Source organism: Hyphomicrobium sp. ghe19 (assembly GCF_902712875.1).
Lineage (GTDB): Bacteria > Pseudomonadota > Alphaproteobacteria > Rhizobiales > Hyphomicrobiaceae > Hyphomicrobium_B.
In genome coordinates this window covers 3,744,226-3,761,243 of record NZ_LR743509.1, presented here as the reverse complement: position 1 = coordinate 3,761,243, position 17,018 = coordinate 3,744,226, and the positions used below count along the sequence as shown (strand labels likewise).

The window sequence follows — 17,018 nt, the reverse complement described above, 5'->3', positions numbered from 1 at the left end:
CTATGTTCGCGCGCTGGCGCGCCGCAGGTCTGATCGTGCCGACCATTCTGACGCTGGCCATGCTGCCGATCCTGATAGGGCTCGGCAACTGGCAATGGCATCGGATGGCTTGGAAGGATTCGCTGATCGCGAAGATCGACGAGCGGGTAAAGGCTGACCCCGTGTCCTATCCGGAGGTGCTGTCGGAATACGTTAAATCCGGCGACGTCGAATACAAGCACATGCGCGTCACGGGCACCTTCGACCATAGCCGCGAGCGCCATCTCTATGCCCCGACAACGGCCTCGCAGGGCTGGCACGTCTACACGTTGCTGGTCCCGGAAGGCGGCTTGCCGCCCATTTTCGTCAATCGCGGCTGGGTCCCCGACAAGCTGAAGGATCCCTCGAAGCGTGCCGAAGGGCAGGTTTCGGGTCCCGTGACGGTCACCGGCCTGGTGCGCCTTGCCCAACCCAAGACGGCGTTCGCCCCCGACAACGATTACGCCGGGAACCACTGGTATTGGCGCGACCTCGACGCCATGCAGTGGGGACCTCAAGGGCCGCCCACGCCGCTGCAATTCAATGCCGAGAAGAGCCAGGCTTACGCACCGTTCTCCCTCGATGCCGACGCGCTACCCGAAAATCCGGGCGGCTTGCCGAAGGGCGGCACGACCGAGATCAACCTGCCGAACAACCATCTCCAGTACGTCGTTACATGGTATGGGCTCGCCGCAACGCTGATTGTCGTGTTCGCGATCTTTGCTCGGCAGCGACTTGAGAGTGCGAAGAATGACGATGTGCAACCAAAGGAAGAATGATTCGGGTCGGCTTGGACGAGGGCTCGGTTGTTCGCTTGCGCCCATCCAACTAGGCTCGAACAGCAGAATTAGGCAAAGAGAGCTGATTTGAAATACATCTCAACGCGGGGCGAAGTCGAAAAGCTTGGTTTCGAGGACATCCTGCTCGCTGGTCTCGCGCGAGACGGCGGCCTCTACCTTCCCGAGAGCTGGCCCACCCTCGCACCCGCCACGATCGCGTCATTTCCGAAAAAGTCGTTCGCGGCAATTGCCGTCGACGTCATTCACCCGTTCGTGGGGAACGACATAACGCGCGCTGATCTCGCCCGCATGGCCGAGGAAGCGTATGCGACGTTCAACAGCGCCGAGGTGACGCCGATTCACGCGTTGCGGCCCGGACTGACGATCCTCGAACTCTTTCATGGTCCGACGCTGGCGTTCAAGGACGTCGCGATGCAGCTGCTGGCACGGCTGATGGATCACGTACTGACGAAGCGCAACGCGCGGGCGACGATTGTCGGCGCGACGTCCGGTGACACGGGCGGCGCCGCGATCGAAGCGTTCAGGACATCAACGCGCGTCGACGTCGTGATCCTCTTCCCTGAGGGCCGCGTCTCCGATGTGCAGCGGCGCATGATGACGACGCCGAAGGAAAAGAACGTTCACGCCGTCGCCGTTCGCGGCAGCTTCGACGACTGCCAGGCGCTCGTTAAGGGGATGTTCAACGACCACGCATTCCGCGATCGGGTCGAGCTGTCCGGCGTCAACTCCATCAACTGGGCGCGCATCGTCGCGCAGGTTACGTATTACTTCTACGCAGCGTCGCGTTTGACAGGCCATCAGGGCCCGCTGTCATTCTCCGTTCCGACCGGTAATTTCGGCGATATCTTCGCGGGTTACGTCGCCAAGCGCATGGGCTTGCCCATCGACAAGCTCATCATCGCGTCGAACGAAAACGATATCCTCCCGCGCGCAGTGGAAACCGGCGTTTACGCGATGAAGGGCGTCGTTCCGACGACGTCCCCGTCGATGGACATTCAGGTCTCTTCGAACTTCGAGCGCTATCTCTTCGAGGCCTCAGGCCGCGATGCGGCTCTCGTCCGCAGCATGATGGGCTCGCTCTCAGCCGATCGGCGCTTTGAACTTGGTGTCCTCTGGCCGGCACTCAAGGCCGACTTCGCCGCCGTCGCGGCGTCCGAGACTGATGTGGCGGGCACCATTCGCACGACCGCAACGAAGACGGGTTATGTCGTCGACCCGCACACGGCTTGCGCGCTCTTCGCGGCCGAACAAGCGCCTGCTGGCGAGACCGTCGTTCTGGCGACGGCCCACCCCGCGAAATTCCCCGATGCCATCGAGGCGATCACAGGCAAGAGACCTGCGCTGCCTCAAGGATTTGAGCACCTTATGACCGACGACGAACGGTTCGAAGTTTTGCCGAACAGCTTGAGTGCAATCCAAGAGTTCGTATTGCACCACAGTCGCGTCGCGTCGGGGGTGTAGAGATGGCGACCGAACTCACCACGCTGCCGAATGGACTTCGCATCGTCACACACCGGATGCCGTCTCTCGAGACGGTCTCGCTGGGCGTCTGGGTCGCGGTCGGCGCGCGCCACGAACGCGAAGACCAGCATGGCCTCGCGCATTTCCTCGAGCACATGGCGTTCAAGGGCACGAAAACCCGCTCCGCGCGCCAGATCGCCGATGAAATCGAAAGCGTCGGCGGCGACCTGAACGCCTCGACCGGCCTCGATACGACCGCCTATTTCGCGCGCGTCCTGAAGGGGGACGAGCCCGTCGCGCTCGGTCTCATCGCCGACATTCTGCTCAATTCGAAATTCGCGACGGACGACCTCGACCGCGAGCGCGTCGTCATCCAGCAGGAGATTGCTGCATCAGACGATAACCCTGACGATATGGCCTTCGACCTGATGCAGGGCGTTGCATTTCCCAGCCAATCGATCGGCAGGCCCATACTCGGCACCAAGGCGAGCGTTGGCCGATTTACCGCCGCCGATCTCAGATCCTATCTGGATGAGCACTATATCCCTGACACGATTGTGGTTTCTGCTGCAGGCGCCGTCCAGCACAAAGACATCGTCCGCCACGTTGAGGCCCTATTCGGCGGGCTCACTCAGAGGACACGGGGGCTCGACTCGGCCGCGCAATATCGGGGCGGCTTCGCAGCGTCGAGCAAACCGTTCGAGCAGAGCCACGTTTTGATCGGGTTGCCGTCGCCCTCGTATTTGGACCCGGCGTTCTACACGGCGCAGGTGTTCTCAGGGTTGTTCGGCGGTGGGATGTCGTCGCGGTTGTTTCAGGAGATTCGCGAGGATCGAGGCCTTTGCTACTCGATCGACTCGTCGATTTGGGGACTGAGGGATACCGGAATGCTGTCCGTGCACGCAGCGACTGGACCGGAGATGGTCGGCGAACTCGCCGACGTGGTCGTCCAACAGCTTACAGAAATCGCCGAGACCGGCCCGACGGACGCCGAACTTCAGCGTTCCAAGGCGCAGCTCAAGGCCGGCTTGTTGATGGCCCTCGAAAGTTCAGCCGTCAACGCCGAGCAGATGGCGCGCCAGTTGCTTTCGCAGGGTCGCCTCATTCCCGTTGCCGAGCTGATCCGCGAGGTCGATGCCGTCGATCACGAGCGCATCAAGACGTTCGCGCAAACTTTGACTGAAGAAGCGCCGTCTGTCGCTGTCATCGGCTCGGGCCGAAAGTCCAGCGGCCAAGCCTCGCGCATCGCGGGAAGGTTCACGCCGCGCGAAACGCGGGTGGCCGCCGCCGACGGAACGAGGTGAGACAGCGTGGCTTTTCTTCGCTCCATCCGCCCCGATGAAGATTTCGAGACCGTCCAAGGTCCCGCGCTGACGCTACGTCAGCCGGCGGCGTCCGATTACGCCGAGTGGTCTGCCCTCCGGGCAGCCAGCCGAGCCCATCTCACGCCCTGGGAGCCGACGTGGGCGCAGGATGATCTTTCACGCACCATGTATCGCCGCCGGCTGCGCGCCTACGCGAAGGACGTGCACAACGACATCTCGTATCCCTACTTCATCTTTGAAAATGCGACGGGCGCCCTTATCGGCGGCGTAACGCTCTCGAACGTCCGGCGCGGTTCCGCGCAAACGGCGTCGCTCGGCTATTGGATGGGCGAGAACTACGCAGGCCGCGGCCATATGCGCGAAGCCGTCGGAATGATCCTGCCGATGGCCTTCAATGTTCTGCGGCTGCATCGCATCGAAGCGGCGATCATGCTGACGAATTATGCATCCATGCGTGTTCTCGAATTTGCCGGCTTCCAGCGTGAGGGGCTCGCGCGCGCCTACCTCAAGATCAACGGCCGGTGGGAAGATCACTTGCTGTACGCGCGTCTTGCCGTCGGGCCGGTTCCAGGCGGACCGGAGCGGGGGCGCTGATGGGAGCTGGGGGATGGACTGGGGGCGATACGGCAAATCCTGGCTGTCCATGCTGGGCGTTCTGGCGTTGTGCCTCGTGGCGCTCGCGGGACGAGCCGAAGCCCTGACTCCTATCCCCGTGCAAGGCGATCAGGATCGCCTCGAGATCACGACGCTCGGTGAAGCCTACGAAGGCCGCGGCGACAGTCTTCAGGTCGAAACCGCCCCAGGCGCCGACGGCGTTACCGGCCGCATGACGGTGAGAGCCTCCGTGCCGGGCACCAGCCCGAACTGGATGGTGTTCGCGCTCACCAACAAAACCGACAAATCCCTCGAACGGCTGCTGACAGCCGATCGCTACACGATTGTCGGCTCGGGAACGGTTTGGCCCGATCTGGATGCCCGCCGCATCGAAAGCGTCACGCCCTCGGTCGGCTTCGTGCCCGAGCGCATCAAGAGCGACAAGGCCGACGTGTTCCGCATCACGCTCGAGCCGGGTCAGACAATCACTTACGTCGCCGAGCTTGCCGGCGAGCGCTACGCGCGCATGTATCTCTGGCAACCGATCGATTACGAAATCAAGAGCCGCGACCGTCAGCTCTTCAACGGTGCGATGCTCGGCCTGACCGGCCTGCTCGCGATCTTTCTGACGGCGATTTTCGCAGCCAATCATAAATTGATCTTTCCCGCGGCGGCTCTCGTCGCCTGGACGGTGCTGACCTATCTCTGCGTTGATTTCGGTTTCTTCCATAAGCTGTTCAACTTGCGGCCCGAGGACAATGCCGTCTACCGCGCGGCGGGCGAAGCCGCGATGGCGTCGAGCTTCGTGATCTTCCTCACGACATTCCTGCGCCTCGCGTTATGGCACGGCCTCGTCCGGATGATGATTGGCGTCTGGATGGTGGCGCAGCTGACGCTCATTGCCGTTGCCGTCATCGATCCTCGTCTAGCGGCAACGTTTGCGCGTCTATCCTTCCTTGCGATCGGCGGCGTCGGCGGCCTCTTCACCATTTTCCTGGCGGCAAAAGGACAGGACCGCGCCCTCTCGCTCGTGCCCACATGGCTGCTGTTCCTCGTCTGGATCTTTGCGACAGGAATGACGCTGAGCGGCCGCATGTCGGGCGACGTCGTGGTCGCGAGCCTCGTTGCCGGCCTCGTACTCGTCGTTATTCTGATGGGCTTCACGGTTACGCAGTTCGCGTTCCGCTCCGCCGATACGTCTTACGCAGGCGCGCCGACGGAATTGGCAGGAAGATCGCTCGCGCTTGCAGCATCCGGATCGACCGTTTGGGAATGGAACATCCGCCGCGACGAGATCAAGGTCGGACCAGAAGTCGAGGCCGCGCTTTCGTTGATGCCCGGCGAGCTATCGACCAAGGTCGACGAGTTCCTGAAGCACGTCCACCCGACCGACAAGGAACGCTTCCGCGTCACGTTGATGTCGGCTCAGGAACGCTCGGGGATAAGGATCAAAAGCGATTTCCGCCTGCGCCATGCGGACAACAGCTGGCGCTGGTTCGAACTCGAGGCCGCAAGTGTCCCGAACTCCGACGGCCGGACGCTGCGCTGCGTCGGCCTTCTGCGAGACGTGTCCGACACCAAGCGGGCCTACGAAAGACTGCTGCACGACGCCGTCCATTGCAGCCTGACTGGCCTGCCCAACCGCGAGCTGTTTCTCGATCGCCTCAAGACGATCATGGTCCGCGCCAAGACCGACAACACCGTGAAGCCTGCGGTGATCTATATCGACATCGACAAGTTCAAGAGCGTCAACGCATCTCTCGGGCTTGTGCGCGGCGACAGTTTGCTACTGACCGTCGCCCGTCGTCTTCAGCGCCATCTCGGCCCGCAAGACACGGTGGCACGCGTCGGCGGCGATCAATTCGCCCTGCTGTTCACCGGCGAGCGCGAAGCGCGCAATCTTCCGGCGCTGGCTGAGCGCGTGCGCCGTTCGCTGCGCGCACCGATTTCGCTTGCGAACCAGGAAATCATTCTGACGGGGTCGATGGGCATTGCCCTTTGGGACGGCACGCAGGGCGCCGACGGCGATCTCCTGAAGGACGCCCAAATCGCGATGTATCGCGCGAAACAAGGCGGCACCGATCGTATCGAGATCTTCGAACCCGGAATGCGCCGCGACCGCGATCTTGATACCGAGGTCGAAGCCGATCTCGCGCGATCGATCGAAAAGGGCCAGCTCAAGGTCCTCTATCAGCCGATCGTCTACCTTCCGACCAAAGAGCTTGCCGGCTTTGAAGCCCAGTTGCGCTGGGACCATCCGAAGCTCGGTCTCGTGAACCCACTCGCGGTCATTTCCGACACCGACGACACCGAGCTTCTGATCAAGCTCAATTCTCATCTTCTGCTGCGCGCAGCAAAGGATGTCGCCCGCTGGGTATTGGAGCTGCCGCGTTCCGAGCGTCCGCTGTTCGTGACTGTCAATGTTTCGGGCCGCCAGCTTTTCCGGCCCGAGTCGGTGCAGGAAATCCGTCACGTCCTCGGCCGCAACATCGCGCCCGTCGGCACGATGAGGCTGGAGATTTCCGAGAGCCTGCTCATGGATAATCCCGAGCAGGCAGTAGAGGTTCTGAAGCTGTTGCGCGGTTCCGGCGCCGAGCTGACGCTTGACGACTTCGGCACGGGCTTTTCTTCGCTCGCTTATCTCCATCGTTTCCCGTTCGACACGATCAAGATTAACGGCGAGCTTGTCCGCGGTAGCGGCACGGGTGACGGCGCGGCGATTGTGCGCTCGATGGTTGCGCTGGCTCACGAGCTCACGAAGACGATTGCAGCAGAAGGCGTCGAACGCGCCGACGAAGCAGCTTTCTTGCGCTCGATCGGTTGCGAATACGCGCAGGGCTATCATTTCGGCGAGCCGATCCCCGACCGCGCCGTTTCCCAGCTCTTGAAAATGGTTCGGCGTTCCGAGCGCAAGCTGCAGCCGCGCGGCTTCTTCCGGCCGAAGCCGAAAAGCCCCAGCAAGGAGATTGCGAAAAAGCCGGCACGAGCGCTTGCCGCTCCGGCGAAAACGCCATCACCCGAAGAGACACCCGCCGCGCCGGCCCGAATTGCTGCGGCCGCAAAGCAAGCAGCCCTGCCATCAGGGTCCGTCGTGCGGCAACGTCAGAAAGCCGCCCCAGCAACAGCGCCGGCGCCCGTGAACGGCAAGGCGCGCACGAACGGAGCGGCCGCGCTCGCAGCCCCTATGAACGGCGCACTCAGCAATCCGCTGAACGGCGCAGCGAATGCGCCCTCCGATAACCGTCAGCGGATGAACGACGCGCCCGCCGCCCCGCCGATCTCGATGCCGCCGTCGTTCCAGCAAGCGGCTCAGCCGAAGCAACAGCCGCCGTTGCCGCCGTCACAATCACGGCCTCTCGCAGCAAAGGGAGCTGACGCCCCTCATCTCGCGCCGCCGCCAGCAGGCCTGCAGAAGCCAAATCCGCAGCCGAGTTTGCAGCCCAAGTTGCAGCCAAGTCTGCAAAACGGAAGTCCGCTGCCTTCGATCATGCAGCCTCCGAAGGATCGGGCGCCCGAAAAAGCCCCGCCGAATATCGTCTCTCCGCTGGCGAATGCCTTGGCCCGTGCCAGCGCCGCGCCGCCGTCGGCCGCCATGCCCACTCCCCATGCGTCGCCTCTGGCTGCTCCGTCGATCGTGCCGGCTTCGCTGAGAAGCGATACGCCGACCATTGTGCCGCCGCCGAGCGCCCCGCCGCCACTGCCGTCCAATGGCGCCGGTTTCCCGTCTCAGCCATCGACAGAGCCGGATTTCTCGACGCTGCCGCCTTCGATCGCAGCCAGCCTGGCGAGACTAGCCGGCACGCCTCTCCCGACGGGACGAACAAGCGGCGGCCCAGCTTCGCCCGACGCGACAACGAGCGAACAGACGGCCGCCCCGAAAGTGAGTTCGGGCGGCTGAAATTCGGGCGTGAAGCAAGGCAGCGGGATAGACGAGAGCAGGGAGAGCCCTAGGCGTGTCCGGCGTCGCTGACGAGGTGCGACAGATCGATTCCCATCTTCGCCAGCGCCCGGGAATATTTGTTCTCGAGATCCTCGTCGAAAATCAGCTCGGGGTCGGCCGGGCAATGCAGCCAACCGTTGGCTTGCATCTCGATTTCGAGCTGCCCTGGTGACCAGCCGGCATAGCCGAGAGCGAGGAGCGCCCGGGCGGGACCGCGGCCTTGCGCGATGGCCTTCAAAATGTCGATCGTCGCCGTCAAACAAACGCCCTGCTCGATCGCGAGCGTCGAATCCTCGGAAAAATAGTCGGAGCTATGCAGCACGAACCCGCGACCCGTTTCGACCGGGCCTCCGACCTGAATGGAAAGCGACAGCACCTCGCTCGTGATCTCGTCATCGGGGTTGCGGGACGAAATGCCCAGCCGTTCGAGGAGATCCGGCGCCGTGATGTGGTTAGCGCGTTGATTGATGATGAGGCCCATGGCCCCTTCCGGCGAATGGGCGCACATGTAGATGACCGAGCGCTGGAATCTCCGGTCCGTCATCGCCGGCATGGCAATGAGGAGCTGCCCTTCGAGCTTGATGTCTGGCCCGCCTGTCTGGGCCGTCTGTCGGCTTGCTTTCATATGACAGAGACTAACTCCATAGAACGCCGACGTGAAGATGCCCAAGAGTGCAATAAAGACGCCTCTCTAACGCCAAGCTTCGCCGCAGCGTATAATTCGATAGAAAACTTATTCGACCCGGGAACGCCTCTGAAGGCGCGATCGTGGAACCAATCATCGAAAGGCGAAACGTTGTGATCAGATTGGCTATAGCTTTTTTGGCTCTCAGCACCGTCGTGGCGTGGAGCGATGCGCGCTCCGTTGCTTCCGATTGGCATGAAGGGTTCAACAACAAGGCGCGGCTTGTGGCCGGACGCGCGACCAGGGATCAAGAGCCCGGACTCTACGCAGGCGTCGATGTGGCGATGCCGGAAGGGTGGAAGACCTATTGGAAGTCGCCCGGTGACGCCGGTGGCGTACCACCCGATTTCGACTGGCAGGGATCCGATAACCTTGCCTCGGCGACCGTGCTTTATCCGGCTCCGCATCGCCTGCACGACAAGGCGGGAGATGTTGTGGGATACAAAAACGGCGGCGTGCTCTTTCCCGTATTGGTGACGCCGAAAGACGCGAGCAAGCCAGTCACGCTCCACGGCAAGGTCTCATACGGGGTCTGCAAAGACATCTGCATTCCCGCGGAAGCCGAGCTGCAACTCGTCATTCCCCCCGACGTTGGAACGTCCGACGAACTGTCGAAGGTCCTCGCCGAGGTTCCGGGCGTTAATCCGCGACCAGGGATCGATCCGGCGCTCGCCGCCTGGCGTCTCGATCAAAGCTCCGGAAAGCCGAAGCTCGTGCTGAACGTCGAGACGGCCGCGCCGCCAACCGCCGACGCTTTCGTCGAGGGTCCAGGCGGCATTTATGTGCCGTTGCCGAAACGGATAAAGGACGATGCAGGCAAGGCCGTATTCGAAGTCGATCTGACCGATGGCGTCGACATCAAGGATCTGAAAGGCAAGCCGCTGAAGGTCACGATGATCGACGGCAAGGGCCAATCCGAGACGACGATTACGCTTGAGTAGCCGTTTCCAGACGCTACATAAAAACCGCCTGCCATGGGCTGACTGAGCTGACATGGGGCGCGCAAACTCAGAGGGACGATATGGCGATCAAGGTCGGAGATCATCTGCCGGACGGCAAGTTCACCGTGATGGGAGCGGACGGACCTCAGCCAAAAACGATCAGCGACGTCTTCTCCGGCAAGAAAGTCGCGATCTTCGCCGTTCCCGGCGCCTACACGCCGACCTGCAGCAAGAGCCATATGCCGGGCTTCGTCGAGCGCGTCGACGAACTGAAGGCAAAGGGGATCGACATCATCGCCTGCACGGCGGTGAACGACATTTTCGTTCTAACGAACTGGGCGAAAGATACCGGCGCAACCGGCAAGATCGAAATGCTGGCAGACGGCTCCGGCGATTTCGCCAAGGCAGTCGGGCTCGAAATCGATCTATCGAACTTCGGCCTCGGGTTGAGATCGAAGCGCTATGCGATGTTGGTCGATAACGGCGTCGTCACAGTCCTGAACGTAGAAGACAACCCGTCTGTTGCGGATGCGTCGAGCGCGGCAACCATGTGTTCGATGATCGACCGCTCACTTTGAGTTGCCGGCAGCCAGACTAGCACGGCCGCCGGACTTGAACGGCGCCATCGCGATGCGCGCCAGTTCATCGGCGCGCTCGTTTTCCGGATGACCGGCATGGCCCTTCAGCCAGTGCCACGTCACATCATGCTTGTTGCGGAGCGCGTCGAGTTCTTGCCAGAGTTCGGCGTTTTTTACCGGCTTCTTGTCGGCAGTCCGCCAGCCGTTTTTCTTCCAGCCGTGAATCCATGACATGATGCCGTTACGGACGTAGACGCTGTCCGTGAAGAGATCGACCTCGCTCTTCTTCTTGAGCGCTTCAAGAGCGGAGATGGCCGCCTTCAGTTCCATGCGGTTGTTCGTCGTCAGCTTCTCGCCGCCGTTGATCTCCTTGCGGTGATCGCCTGAAATCAGGATCGCGCCCCACCCGCCGGGCCCGGGATTTCCAGAACAGGCGCCGTCGCTATAGATCAGAACTTTGGGTCGTTCGTCGGTCATCAGGTTTGCCGCGCCGTGTAGTCGGCAATACTGCCGACGGATTGGTGAAATTTGAGCCGTCGAACATAGTCGGCGGGATCTTTGCGAGCGACCAGCGCGTCCTTCGGCGTGTTGAGCCAGTCGTAGCTGCGCGTCAGCAGAAAGCGCATCGCAGCTCCTCGGGCAAGCACCGGCATTGCCGCGCGCTCGGCATCGGTCAAGGGACGAACGCTATCGTACCCGGCGAGAAGCGCGGCACCCTTCTCCGGTTCGTATTGCGATTTCGCGTCAAAGCACCAAGCATTGAGGCACACGGCAATATCGTAGGCGAAGGCATCGTTGCACGCGAAGTAGAAGTCGATGATGCCTGAAAGCGCGTCTTCGACGAAGAAGACGTTATCGGGAAAGAGATCGGCGTGAATGACCCCCTGCGGCAGGTCCTTCGGCCACGAGCGCTCGAGATAACGAAGCTCGTCCGCGATCAAATCGTGAAGGCCGTCGCAGATGTCTTCCGTTCGCGATGAAAACTTGTCGAATAGCGGCCGCCAGCCGGCAACGCCCAACGCATTGGCTCGCTTCAACGGAAAGCCTTCGCCCGCGATATGCATTCGGGCGAGCGCCGTCCCAAGCTCTAGGGCATGCACAACCTTGGGCCGCTTCGGCCAAACACCTTCAAGGAATGTAATGAGCGCTGCCTGCCGCCCCGCAAGCTCGTTGAGGACGCGGCCGCTCTTGTCGCGCACCGGCAGCGGACACGTCACGCCGGCCGCCGAAAGATGTTCCATCAATCCGAGGAAAAACGGCAAGTCGGCAGGATCGACGCGCTTTTCATAGAGCGTCAGAATGAAGGTGCCGTCTGTCGTGTGCACCAGATAGTTGGTGTTCTCGACGCCTTCGGCGATGCCTTTGAATGAGAGCAGCCTGCCGAGCGCATATCCATCGATAAAACGCGCAAGCTCGTCGTCGCTGACTTCGGTATAGACGGCCATGTTCCCGCGCGCTGAATGGAGCTAGTGCTGCTGCTCGATGGGAGCGCGCGCGACTCGAACTTCCCGCGGCACATTGAAGATCACGCGCTCCTCGAGCGTCGTGACGACGTCGATGGTGACATCATAGCGGCTGCGGAAGGCTTCGACCACTTCTTCGACGATAATCTCAGGCGCCGAAGCTCCGGCTGTGATGCCGACGGTCTGCGCACCGTCGAGCTTCTCCCACGGAATGTCCGCCGCGCGTTCAACGAGGAAGGAAAACTTGCAGCCTGCACGCGCCGCGACTTCGACAAGGCGAAGCGAATTCGAGCTCTTCGGACCGCCGACAACAATCAGACCGTCGATCTGCGGGGCCAAGGCCTTGACCGCGTTCTGCCGGTTGGTCGTCGCGTAGCAGATGTCCTCTTTGACCGGGCCGCCGATTCCCGGAAAACGCTCCTTCAACACGGCAACGATCTCGGCGGTATCGTCGAGCGAGAGCGTCGTCTGCGTGACATAGGCGAGATTCGAAGCGTCTTTGGGTTTGAAGGCGCGCACGTCCTCGACGGATTCAACCAGCGTGATCGCGCCTTCGGGAAGCTGCCCGAGCGTGCCGACGACTTCCGGATGGCCACGATGGCCGACCAGCAGAATCTCGCGGCCTTGCTCGTGGTGACGAGCCGTTTCCATGTGAACTTTCGACACGAGCGGACAGGTCGCGTCGACGACGAACATGTTCCGGCCGCGCGCGACTTCCGGGATCGCCTTGCTCACGCCATGTGCTGAAAAGATCACGGGTTGCGAGGTATCTGGAATCTCATCCAGCTCCTTCACAAAAACGGCGCCTTTAGCTCTCAGGGAATCAACAACATAACGGTTGTGCACGATTTCATGACGAACGTAGACGGGGGCGCCGAATTTCGTCAAAGCCTGTTCTACGATTTGAATCGCGCGATCGACACCAGCGCAGAAACCGCGCGGGGCAGCGAGTAGGATCTTGAGAGGTGGCTTTTGCACGGTCGCTTCGGTTTGGTTAAGGCCCGACATGGAAGAAAGACGTCCTTTATACTCGATCGGCAGGCATGAAAATGCATTTGGGGGCCGCAGGTATCGGATGCTACGGTGCTTTTCGGACAATACAAGGGGCCGACACTTTGAACCTTGGGGGTCAACGTTGCTCAATTCGGGTTATCGGCATCCTTACAACAAGGATGTGACGGCGGCGCGCCGTTTGTTTGCGCCGGCCCGGATGTGCGCGACCGCTTCGCTTGCGGTCACGCTGGCGGCGCTGGGCGGGTGTGGAATGTCGTCTTTGACGTCAGGCCTCGGCGGCGGCATGTTCGGCGGCGGCTCGTCTGAAAATGCACAGATTTCATCGGTGTCTGAGGCCCAATTGCTCGACGCCGCCAAATCGAGCGACCCGACGACGGGCAGCACCTTTGTGGGCGCGGTCGACGCCGGCTGTCCGCGGCTCATTATCGCGCCGCACGACAACTACATCACATTCTATCAAGCTGGCCGCGTGGGCGACGCGCTCGCCGTTGCGCAACGCGGCGAAATCACGAAGACCGCTCGCGAATGCCAGATCGAGCCTGGACGCGTGACGGTGAAATACGGTTTTTCCGGCCGCCTTCTTCTCGGCCCGAAGGGACAACCCGGCAACGTCACGTTGCCGATCACGGTCGCCGTCAACGATTCGAAGCGCGCCAAAGTCGCGAGCGACAGCGTAAAGGTCGACGTCAACGTCGGCCTCGACAAGCCGATCAGCTATTTCTCGACAGTGCGGACCGTTACCTTCCCGATCGCCGAAGGATCGCGGCCCGGAGAATATGAGCTCATCGTCGGCTTCGACAGCCGCGCCCCAAGCTCAGGCTGAAGGAAGTTCTGGCTGACGCCGCTCGCGGCCGAGGCCAGAACCACAGCGGCCCTCCAAGGCACCGCATTCGTCGCATAACAAAAAAGGCCAAGCGTGAGCTTGGCCTTTTTGATTTCAGATGATGGAAAGCTTGGGCCTTAGTTGAGCTTGCCCTTCAGGTCGTTGATCGAGCTGGACACCAGCGTTTCGCCGGTTGCGCCAGACGCACGCGTCTTCAGAATTTCGTGCGCAGCCGCAATCGCCGTTTCAATTGCAGTCGAGCGGACTTCGCTCAACGCCTGAGATTCGGCACGAGCAATCTTTTCCTCGGCAATCTTCGAACGTCTCTCGAGGCTCTCGATGAGCGCCTTCCGTGAGTCGGTCGCAAGCGCCTCAGCCTCGATCTTGGCCTGCTCGATGATGGACTTCGCTTCGTTCTCGGCTTCCCGAGCCTTCCGCTGGTAGTCCGAAAGAAGAGCCTGAGCCTCCTCGCGCAGCTTCCGTGCTTCGTCGAGTTCCTTGCGGATCGCGTCCGCACGATCGTCGAGCGACTTCGTAACGATGGCCGGCACCTGGTAATAAAGCACGAGGGCCACGAATACGACGAAGGAGAGTGCGACCCAGAAAAGCGGATCGTGTGGATCAAACATCTTCTAAATCCTCACTCGCCCGCCACAGGGCGGAGCACCTTCTTCACGTCATCAGGCGAAACGTTCTGCCCGATGAGCTTCTCGACGACGGCTCTCGCCGTGTCCGTTGCGATGTCGCCGATCGCCGACGTCGCCTTGGACTTCGTCGCGGCGATACGCTTATCGGCTTCACGAAGCTTCGCAGCGATCTGGTCGTCGACCCGGTGACGCTCCGTTTCCGTTTCGGCGGCGAGCTTTTCGCGCGTGTCCTTGGCAATGCCCGAGGCATTGGAACGAGCGTCGGCAAGTGCCTTTTCGTAATCGGCGAGCGCTTTGTCCGTGTCAGCCTTCAGGCGTGACGCGGCGTCAAGATCGCGTTTGATACGGTCGCGACGCTCTTCGAGAACGTCGGCGACTCGCGGCAGCGCAATCTTCCACATCACGAAGAGCAACGTCACGAACGTCAGCACCAGCCAAAAGAGCTGGGGAGCAAAGTGATGCGTATTGAGCTGCGGCAAGCCGACGGACTCGGGAGGCAACGCACCCGATTCAGCGACTTTTTCGGCCGCCTCAGCGGCGGCCGCTAGCAGCATGGTCGTGCCGGCAAACATTGTAGCCTCCGGTTGCTTGGGCGTATTCTAGTCTTCGGCCCAGTCTCAACCGTAGAGAATGATGAGCGCGATCAGAAGACCGAAAAGGCCCGTTGCTTCAGCAAGAGCGAAGCCGATCAGAAGGTTCGTGAACTGGCCGGGAGCTGCCGACGGGTTGCGCATCGCGCCCGAGAGGTAGTTACCGAAGATGTTGCCGATGCCGACGCCGGCGCCGATCAGAGCCGAGCAGGCGAGGCCTGCACCGATCATCTTTGCTGCTGCGAGTTCCATTTCAAAGTCTCCCTTTGCTTCGCTTTTTGCGTTGGAATTTCGAGATCCTGTAGCAGGACCTGGATCAGTGGTGCATGTTCACAGCATCGTTGAGATAGATGCAGGTGAGAACGGTGAAGATGAGTGCCTGAAGGAACGCCACGAGAAGCTCAAGGCCCGTAAAGGCAACCATGAAGCCCGCCGGCGCGATCTTGCCCCACCAGGGAAGCATCACTGCAAAGCCCGCGAAGACTTTGAGCATCGTGTGGCCCGCCATCATGTTGGCGAAGAGACGCACCGAGTGGCTGATCGGACGGATGAAATAGGAGATGAGCTCGATCGGCACGATGACGGGCATCAGCCAGAACGGCACGCCCGAGGGCACGAACAGCTTCAGATATCCGAAACCGTGCTTCCAGAAGCCGATGAGCGTCGCCACGATCCAGACCATTGCGGCAAGCGCGAAGGTCACGATGATGTGGCTGGTGACGGTGAAGTTACCGGGGATGAGGCCGATGACGTTCAGCACGAGAATGAAGATGAAGATCGTGAACACCCACGGGAAGAACTTCATTCCCTCTTCGCCGAGGTTCTCTTTGACCATCCCGGCGACGTATTCGTAAACGATCTCGGCGAGCGACTGAATGCGCGTGGGGACGAGCGAACGGGCGCTCATCGCGTAAATCATGAAGCCGGAAATGAGAACGAGCGCCACGATCATCATCAGCGATGAGTTCGTGAACGAGATGTCATGACCTAGAAAATTGAGATCCCAAAGCTTCCGGATCTCGAATTGTTCCATCGGACTGTGATGTCCGGCACCTTCAGCGGCCAAGGTAACCCCCTAGTGTCTCATTCCCCGTCGTCATCTTTGACGGACGGTGCCGCTCTTTGTAGCGGCTCGTTTTTTGTCTGCGCCTGTTGAGCCGCGCGGACAACATTCAGAAGACCCGCCGCAAAGCCCATGATCACCAGCAGGACCATCAGCCACGGCGCCGTGCCGAACTGCCTGTCTAGCGCCCATCCGAGCCCGCCGCCGACAACAACACCGACGAGAAGCTCAGCAGCGAACTTGAAGGCTGCTCCATAGGCAGACTGCTGAGATCCGCCCGTTGCCGACCGATCGGCCTGAGACCGCTGCGCTTTTTTCGATTGAAGCGCATCGAGCTTTTGGCCAATTTCCGCCGACCGCTTGCGAATGGCTTCGCGGTCTTCCGGGCTAATTTCGCCACCTTCCGGACGCTGACCCTTGCCATCGGCTGACATGGTTCAATCCTTCCGGAACACGAGGAAATACGGCCTCTCAGGGGAGATCGACGGCGCGGACCATAGATTTGGGGTCTAGGGGTGTCAAGGAATTGGGCAATATGAGCTTCGCCTCGGGGTATGGCTAAACCGCGCAGGCCTGCAATGCCATATTGCGTGCGTTGCAAAATGAAAAAGCCTCCCCGCGAACGGGAAGGCTCATCAACTCGAAGCAGCAACTCGGGTCGCTCATTTTCGAGTTCCGACTACGGATTGGATGGGGCCTGCTGAGCCGGTGGATTGGCTTGCGGGGAAGCCGCCCCAGAGGAGGGCTCGGACGAAGGTGCCGCCGCCGGCGCTGCTGGCGCCGTCTGCGACGAAGCGCTCGGCTCACTGAGCTTCCCGCCTGACGAATAGTCCATGCCCGTGGGTGTGGTATTCCAGAACCCGGCGACCAACACGACACCGACCGCTACTGCGAGCGCCATCGACGCCAGCAGAACCCGAAAGTTCGTTTTCCTGGGCGATGCCTGCCGCGCTTCCGTGGGGTCGATCGAGTCGCGTCGCGACCGGGGATCGATTGGTGATTGCATTGGGCAGTCTCCTTTCTCGATGAAAGGAAACGTTTGCCCGCCGAGAGGGGTTCCCCCTCACGGTAACCTG

At 61.3% G+C, this 17,018-nt stretch carries 18 protein-coding genes; 8 read left to right on the top strand and 10 right to left on the bottom strand.

Translation table 11 applies throughout. The features are described from left to right. Nucleotides 1-2: 2 nt before the first annotated feature. From AACL53_RS17760 to AACL53_RS17740, 5 genes are all read left to right on the top strand, one after another. Nucleotides 3-797: an SURF1 family protein gene (locus AACL53_RS17760; protein ID WP_339085876.1), complete on the top strand. Its 795-nt coding sequence runs from the start codon at nt 3-5 to the stop codon at nt 795-797. A gap of 87 nt (nt 798-884) precedes the next feature. Next, a complete protein-coding gene (gene thrC / locus AACL53_RS17755; RefSeq protein ID WP_339085875.1) occupies nt 885-2,279 on the top strand; it encodes a threonine synthase in 1,395 nt (464 codons plus the stop codon). A 2-nt stretch (nt 2,280-2,281) separates the two neighbouring features. After that, nucleotides 2,282-3,583, top strand: a complete 1,302-nt coding sequence (locus AACL53_RS17750) for a pitrilysin family protein (RefSeq protein WP_339085874.1) — start codon at nt 2,282-2,284, stop codon at nt 3,581-3,583. Between the two features lie 6 nt (nt 3,584-3,589). Further along, nucleotides 3,590-4,198: a GNAT family N-acetyltransferase gene (locus tag AACL53_RS17745; RefSeq protein ID WP_339085873.1), complete on the top strand. Its 609-nt coding sequence runs from the start codon at nt 3,590-3,592 to the stop codon at nt 4,196-4,198. A 13-nt stretch (nt 4,199-4,211) separates the two neighbouring features. Beyond that, a complete protein-coding gene (locus AACL53_RS17740) occupies nt 4,212-8,096 on the top strand; it encodes an EAL domain-containing protein (protein ID WP_339085872.1) in 3,885 nt (1,294 codons plus the stop codon). Nucleotides 8,097-8,145: 49 nt separating this feature from the next. Here the strand turns inward: AACL53_RS17740 and AACL53_RS17735 are convergent, their stop codons facing one another. Then, nucleotides 8,146-8,763, bottom strand: a complete 618-nt coding sequence (locus tag AACL53_RS17735) for a YqgE/AlgH family protein (RefSeq protein WP_339085871.1) — start codon at nt 8,761-8,763, stop codon at nt 8,146-8,148. Between the two features lie 173 nt (nt 8,764-8,936). On the opposite strand from AACL53_RS17735, the gene AACL53_RS17730 reads away from it, so the two are divergent. Both AACL53_RS17730 and AACL53_RS17725 read left to right on the top strand, forming a co-directional pair. Then, nucleotides 8,937-9,764 carry a protein-disulfide reductase DsbD domain-containing protein gene (locus tag AACL53_RS17730; RefSeq protein WP_339085870.1) on the top strand — a complete coding sequence of 276 codons (828 nt, stop codon included), beginning with the start codon at nt 8,937-8,939 and terminating at the stop codon, nt 9,762-9,764. A gap of 80 nt (nt 9,765-9,844) precedes the next feature. After that, entirely contained in the window at nt 9,845-10,342 is a 498-nt protein-coding gene (locus AACL53_RS17725) for a peroxiredoxin (protein WP_339085869.1), read from the top strand. Here AACL53_RS17725 and rnhA read toward each other — a convergent pair. Genes rnhA through ispH form a run of 3 tightly spaced genes read right to left on the bottom strand, consistent with a single transcriptional unit; the run spans nt 10,334 to nt 12,813 of the window. Continuing rightward, on the bottom strand, nt 10,334-10,819 hold the full coding sequence (gene rnhA, locus AACL53_RS17720; protein WP_339085868.1) for a ribonuclease HI: 486 nt from the start codon (nt 10,817-10,819) through the stop codon (nt 10,334-10,336). The two genes, AACL53_RS17725 and rnhA, sit on opposite strands and share 9 nt — an antisense overlap. Continuing rightward, nucleotides 10,819-11,787, bottom strand: a complete 969-nt coding sequence (locus tag AACL53_RS17715; protein WP_339085867.1) for a homoserine kinase — start codon at nt 11,785-11,787, stop codon at nt 10,819-10,821. Before AACL53_RS17715 ends, rnhA begins: the two co-directional genes overlap by 1 nt. A 21-nt stretch (nt 11,788-11,808) precedes the next feature. After that, nucleotides 11,809-12,813, bottom strand: coding sequence for a 4-hydroxy-3-methylbut-2-enyl diphosphate reductase (gene ispH, locus AACL53_RS17710; RefSeq protein ID WP_339085866.1), 1,005 nt, complete (start codon nt 12,811-12,813; stop codon nt 11,809-11,811). A gap of 127 nt (nt 12,814-12,940) precedes the next feature. Between ispH and AACL53_RS17705 the strand changes: the two genes are divergently transcribed. After that, entirely contained in the window at nt 12,941-13,642 is a 702-nt protein-coding gene (locus AACL53_RS17705) for a hypothetical protein (protein WP_339085865.1), read from the top strand. Between the two features lie 137 nt (nt 13,643-13,779). Here the strand turns inward: AACL53_RS17705 and AACL53_RS17700 are convergent, their stop codons facing one another. The 6 genes from AACL53_RS17700 to AACL53_RS17675 all read right to left on the bottom strand — a co-directional run bounded on the left by AACL53_RS17700 (nt 13,780) and on the right by AACL53_RS17675 (nt 16,948). Beyond that, entirely contained in the window at nt 13,780-14,271 is a 492-nt protein-coding gene (locus tag AACL53_RS17700) for a F0F1 ATP synthase subunit B (protein WP_339085864.1), read from the bottom strand. Nucleotides 14,272-14,282: 11 nt separating this feature from the next. Then, nucleotides 14,283-14,861 carry a F0F1 ATP synthase subunit B' gene (locus AACL53_RS17695; RefSeq protein ID WP_339085863.1) on the bottom strand — a complete coding sequence of 193 codons (579 nt, stop codon included), beginning with the start codon at nt 14,859-14,861 and terminating at the stop codon, nt 14,283-14,285. 45 nt (nt 14,862-14,906) lie between these two features. Further along, nucleotides 14,907-15,131: a F0F1 ATP synthase subunit C gene (locus AACL53_RS17690; protein ID WP_045835060.1), complete on the bottom strand. Its 225-nt coding sequence runs from the start codon at nt 15,129-15,131 to the stop codon at nt 14,907-14,909. A gap of 64 nt (nt 15,132-15,195) precedes the next feature. Further along, entirely contained in the window at nt 15,196-15,912 is a 717-nt protein-coding gene (locus tag AACL53_RS17685) for a F0F1 ATP synthase subunit A (RefSeq protein ID WP_339086974.1), read from the bottom strand. 50 nt (nt 15,913-15,962) lie between these two features. Further along, nucleotides 15,963-16,376: an AtpZ/AtpI family protein gene (locus AACL53_RS17680; protein ID WP_339085862.1), complete on the bottom strand. Its 414-nt coding sequence runs from the start codon at nt 16,374-16,376 to the stop codon at nt 15,963-15,965. A gap of 245 nt (nt 16,377-16,621) precedes the next feature. After that, a complete protein-coding gene (locus AACL53_RS17675) occupies nt 16,622-16,948 on the bottom strand; it encodes a hypothetical protein (protein ID WP_339085861.1) in 327 nt (108 codons plus the stop codon). Nucleotides 16,949-17,018 lie beyond the last annotated feature (70 nt).

What these genes read in the sequence shown, in the direction of transcription:
- AACL53_RS17760 (WP_339085876.1), top strand. Translation starts at nt 3, where the DNA reads ATGTTCGCGCGCTGGCGCGCCGCAGGTCTGATCGTGCCGACCATTCTG.
- AACL53_RS17750 (WP_339085874.1), top strand. Translation starts at nt 2,282, where the DNA reads ATGGCGACCGAACTCACCACGCTGCCGAATGGACTTCGCATCGTCACA.
- AACL53_RS17740 (WP_339085872.1), top strand. Translation starts at nt 4,212, where the DNA reads ATGGACTGGGGGCGATACGGCAAATCCTGGCTGTCCATGCTGGGCGTT.
- AACL53_RS17735 (WP_339085871.1), bottom strand. Translation starts at nt 8,763, where the DNA reads ATGAAAGCAAGCCGACAGACGGCCCAGACAGGCGGGCCAGACATCAAG.
- AACL53_RS17725 (WP_339085869.1), top strand. Translation starts at nt 9,845, where the DNA reads ATGGCGATCAAGGTCGGAGATCATCTGCCGGACGGCAAGTTCACCGTG.
- rnhA (WP_339085868.1), bottom strand. Translation starts at nt 10,819, where the DNA reads ATGACCGACGAACGACCCAAAGTTCTGATCTATAGCGACGGCGCCTGT.
- AACL53_RS17715 (WP_339085867.1), bottom strand. Translation starts at nt 11,787, where the DNA reads ATGGCCGTCTATACCGAAGTCAGCGACGACGAGCTTGCGCGTTTTATC.
- ispH (WP_339085866.1), bottom strand. Translation starts at nt 12,813, where the DNA reads ATGTCGGGCCTTAACCAAACCGAAGCGACCGTGCAAAAGCCACCTCTC.
- AACL53_RS17700 (WP_339085864.1), bottom strand. Translation starts at nt 14,271, where the DNA reads ATGTTTGATCCACACGATCCGCTTTTCTGGGTCGCACTCTCCTTCGTC.
- AACL53_RS17695 (WP_339085863.1), bottom strand. Translation starts at nt 14,861, where the DNA reads ATGTTTGCCGGCACGACCATGCTGCTAGCGGCCGCCGCTGAGGCGGCC.
- AACL53_RS17690 (WP_045835060.1), bottom strand. Translation starts at nt 15,131, where the DNA reads ATGGAACTCGCAGCAGCAAAGATGATCGGTGCAGGCCTCGCCTGCTCG.
- AACL53_RS17685 (WP_339086974.1), bottom strand. Translation starts at nt 15,912, where the DNA reads ATGGAACAATTCGAGATCCGGAAGCTTTGGGATCTCAATTTTCTAGGT.
- AACL53_RS17680 (WP_339085862.1), bottom strand. Translation starts at nt 16,376, where the DNA reads ATGTCAGCCGATGGCAAGGGTCAGCGTCCGGAAGGTGGCGAAATTAGC.
- AACL53_RS17675 (WP_339085861.1), bottom strand. Translation starts at nt 16,948, where the DNA reads ATGCAATCACCAATCGATCCCCGGTCGCGACGCGACTCGATCGACCCC.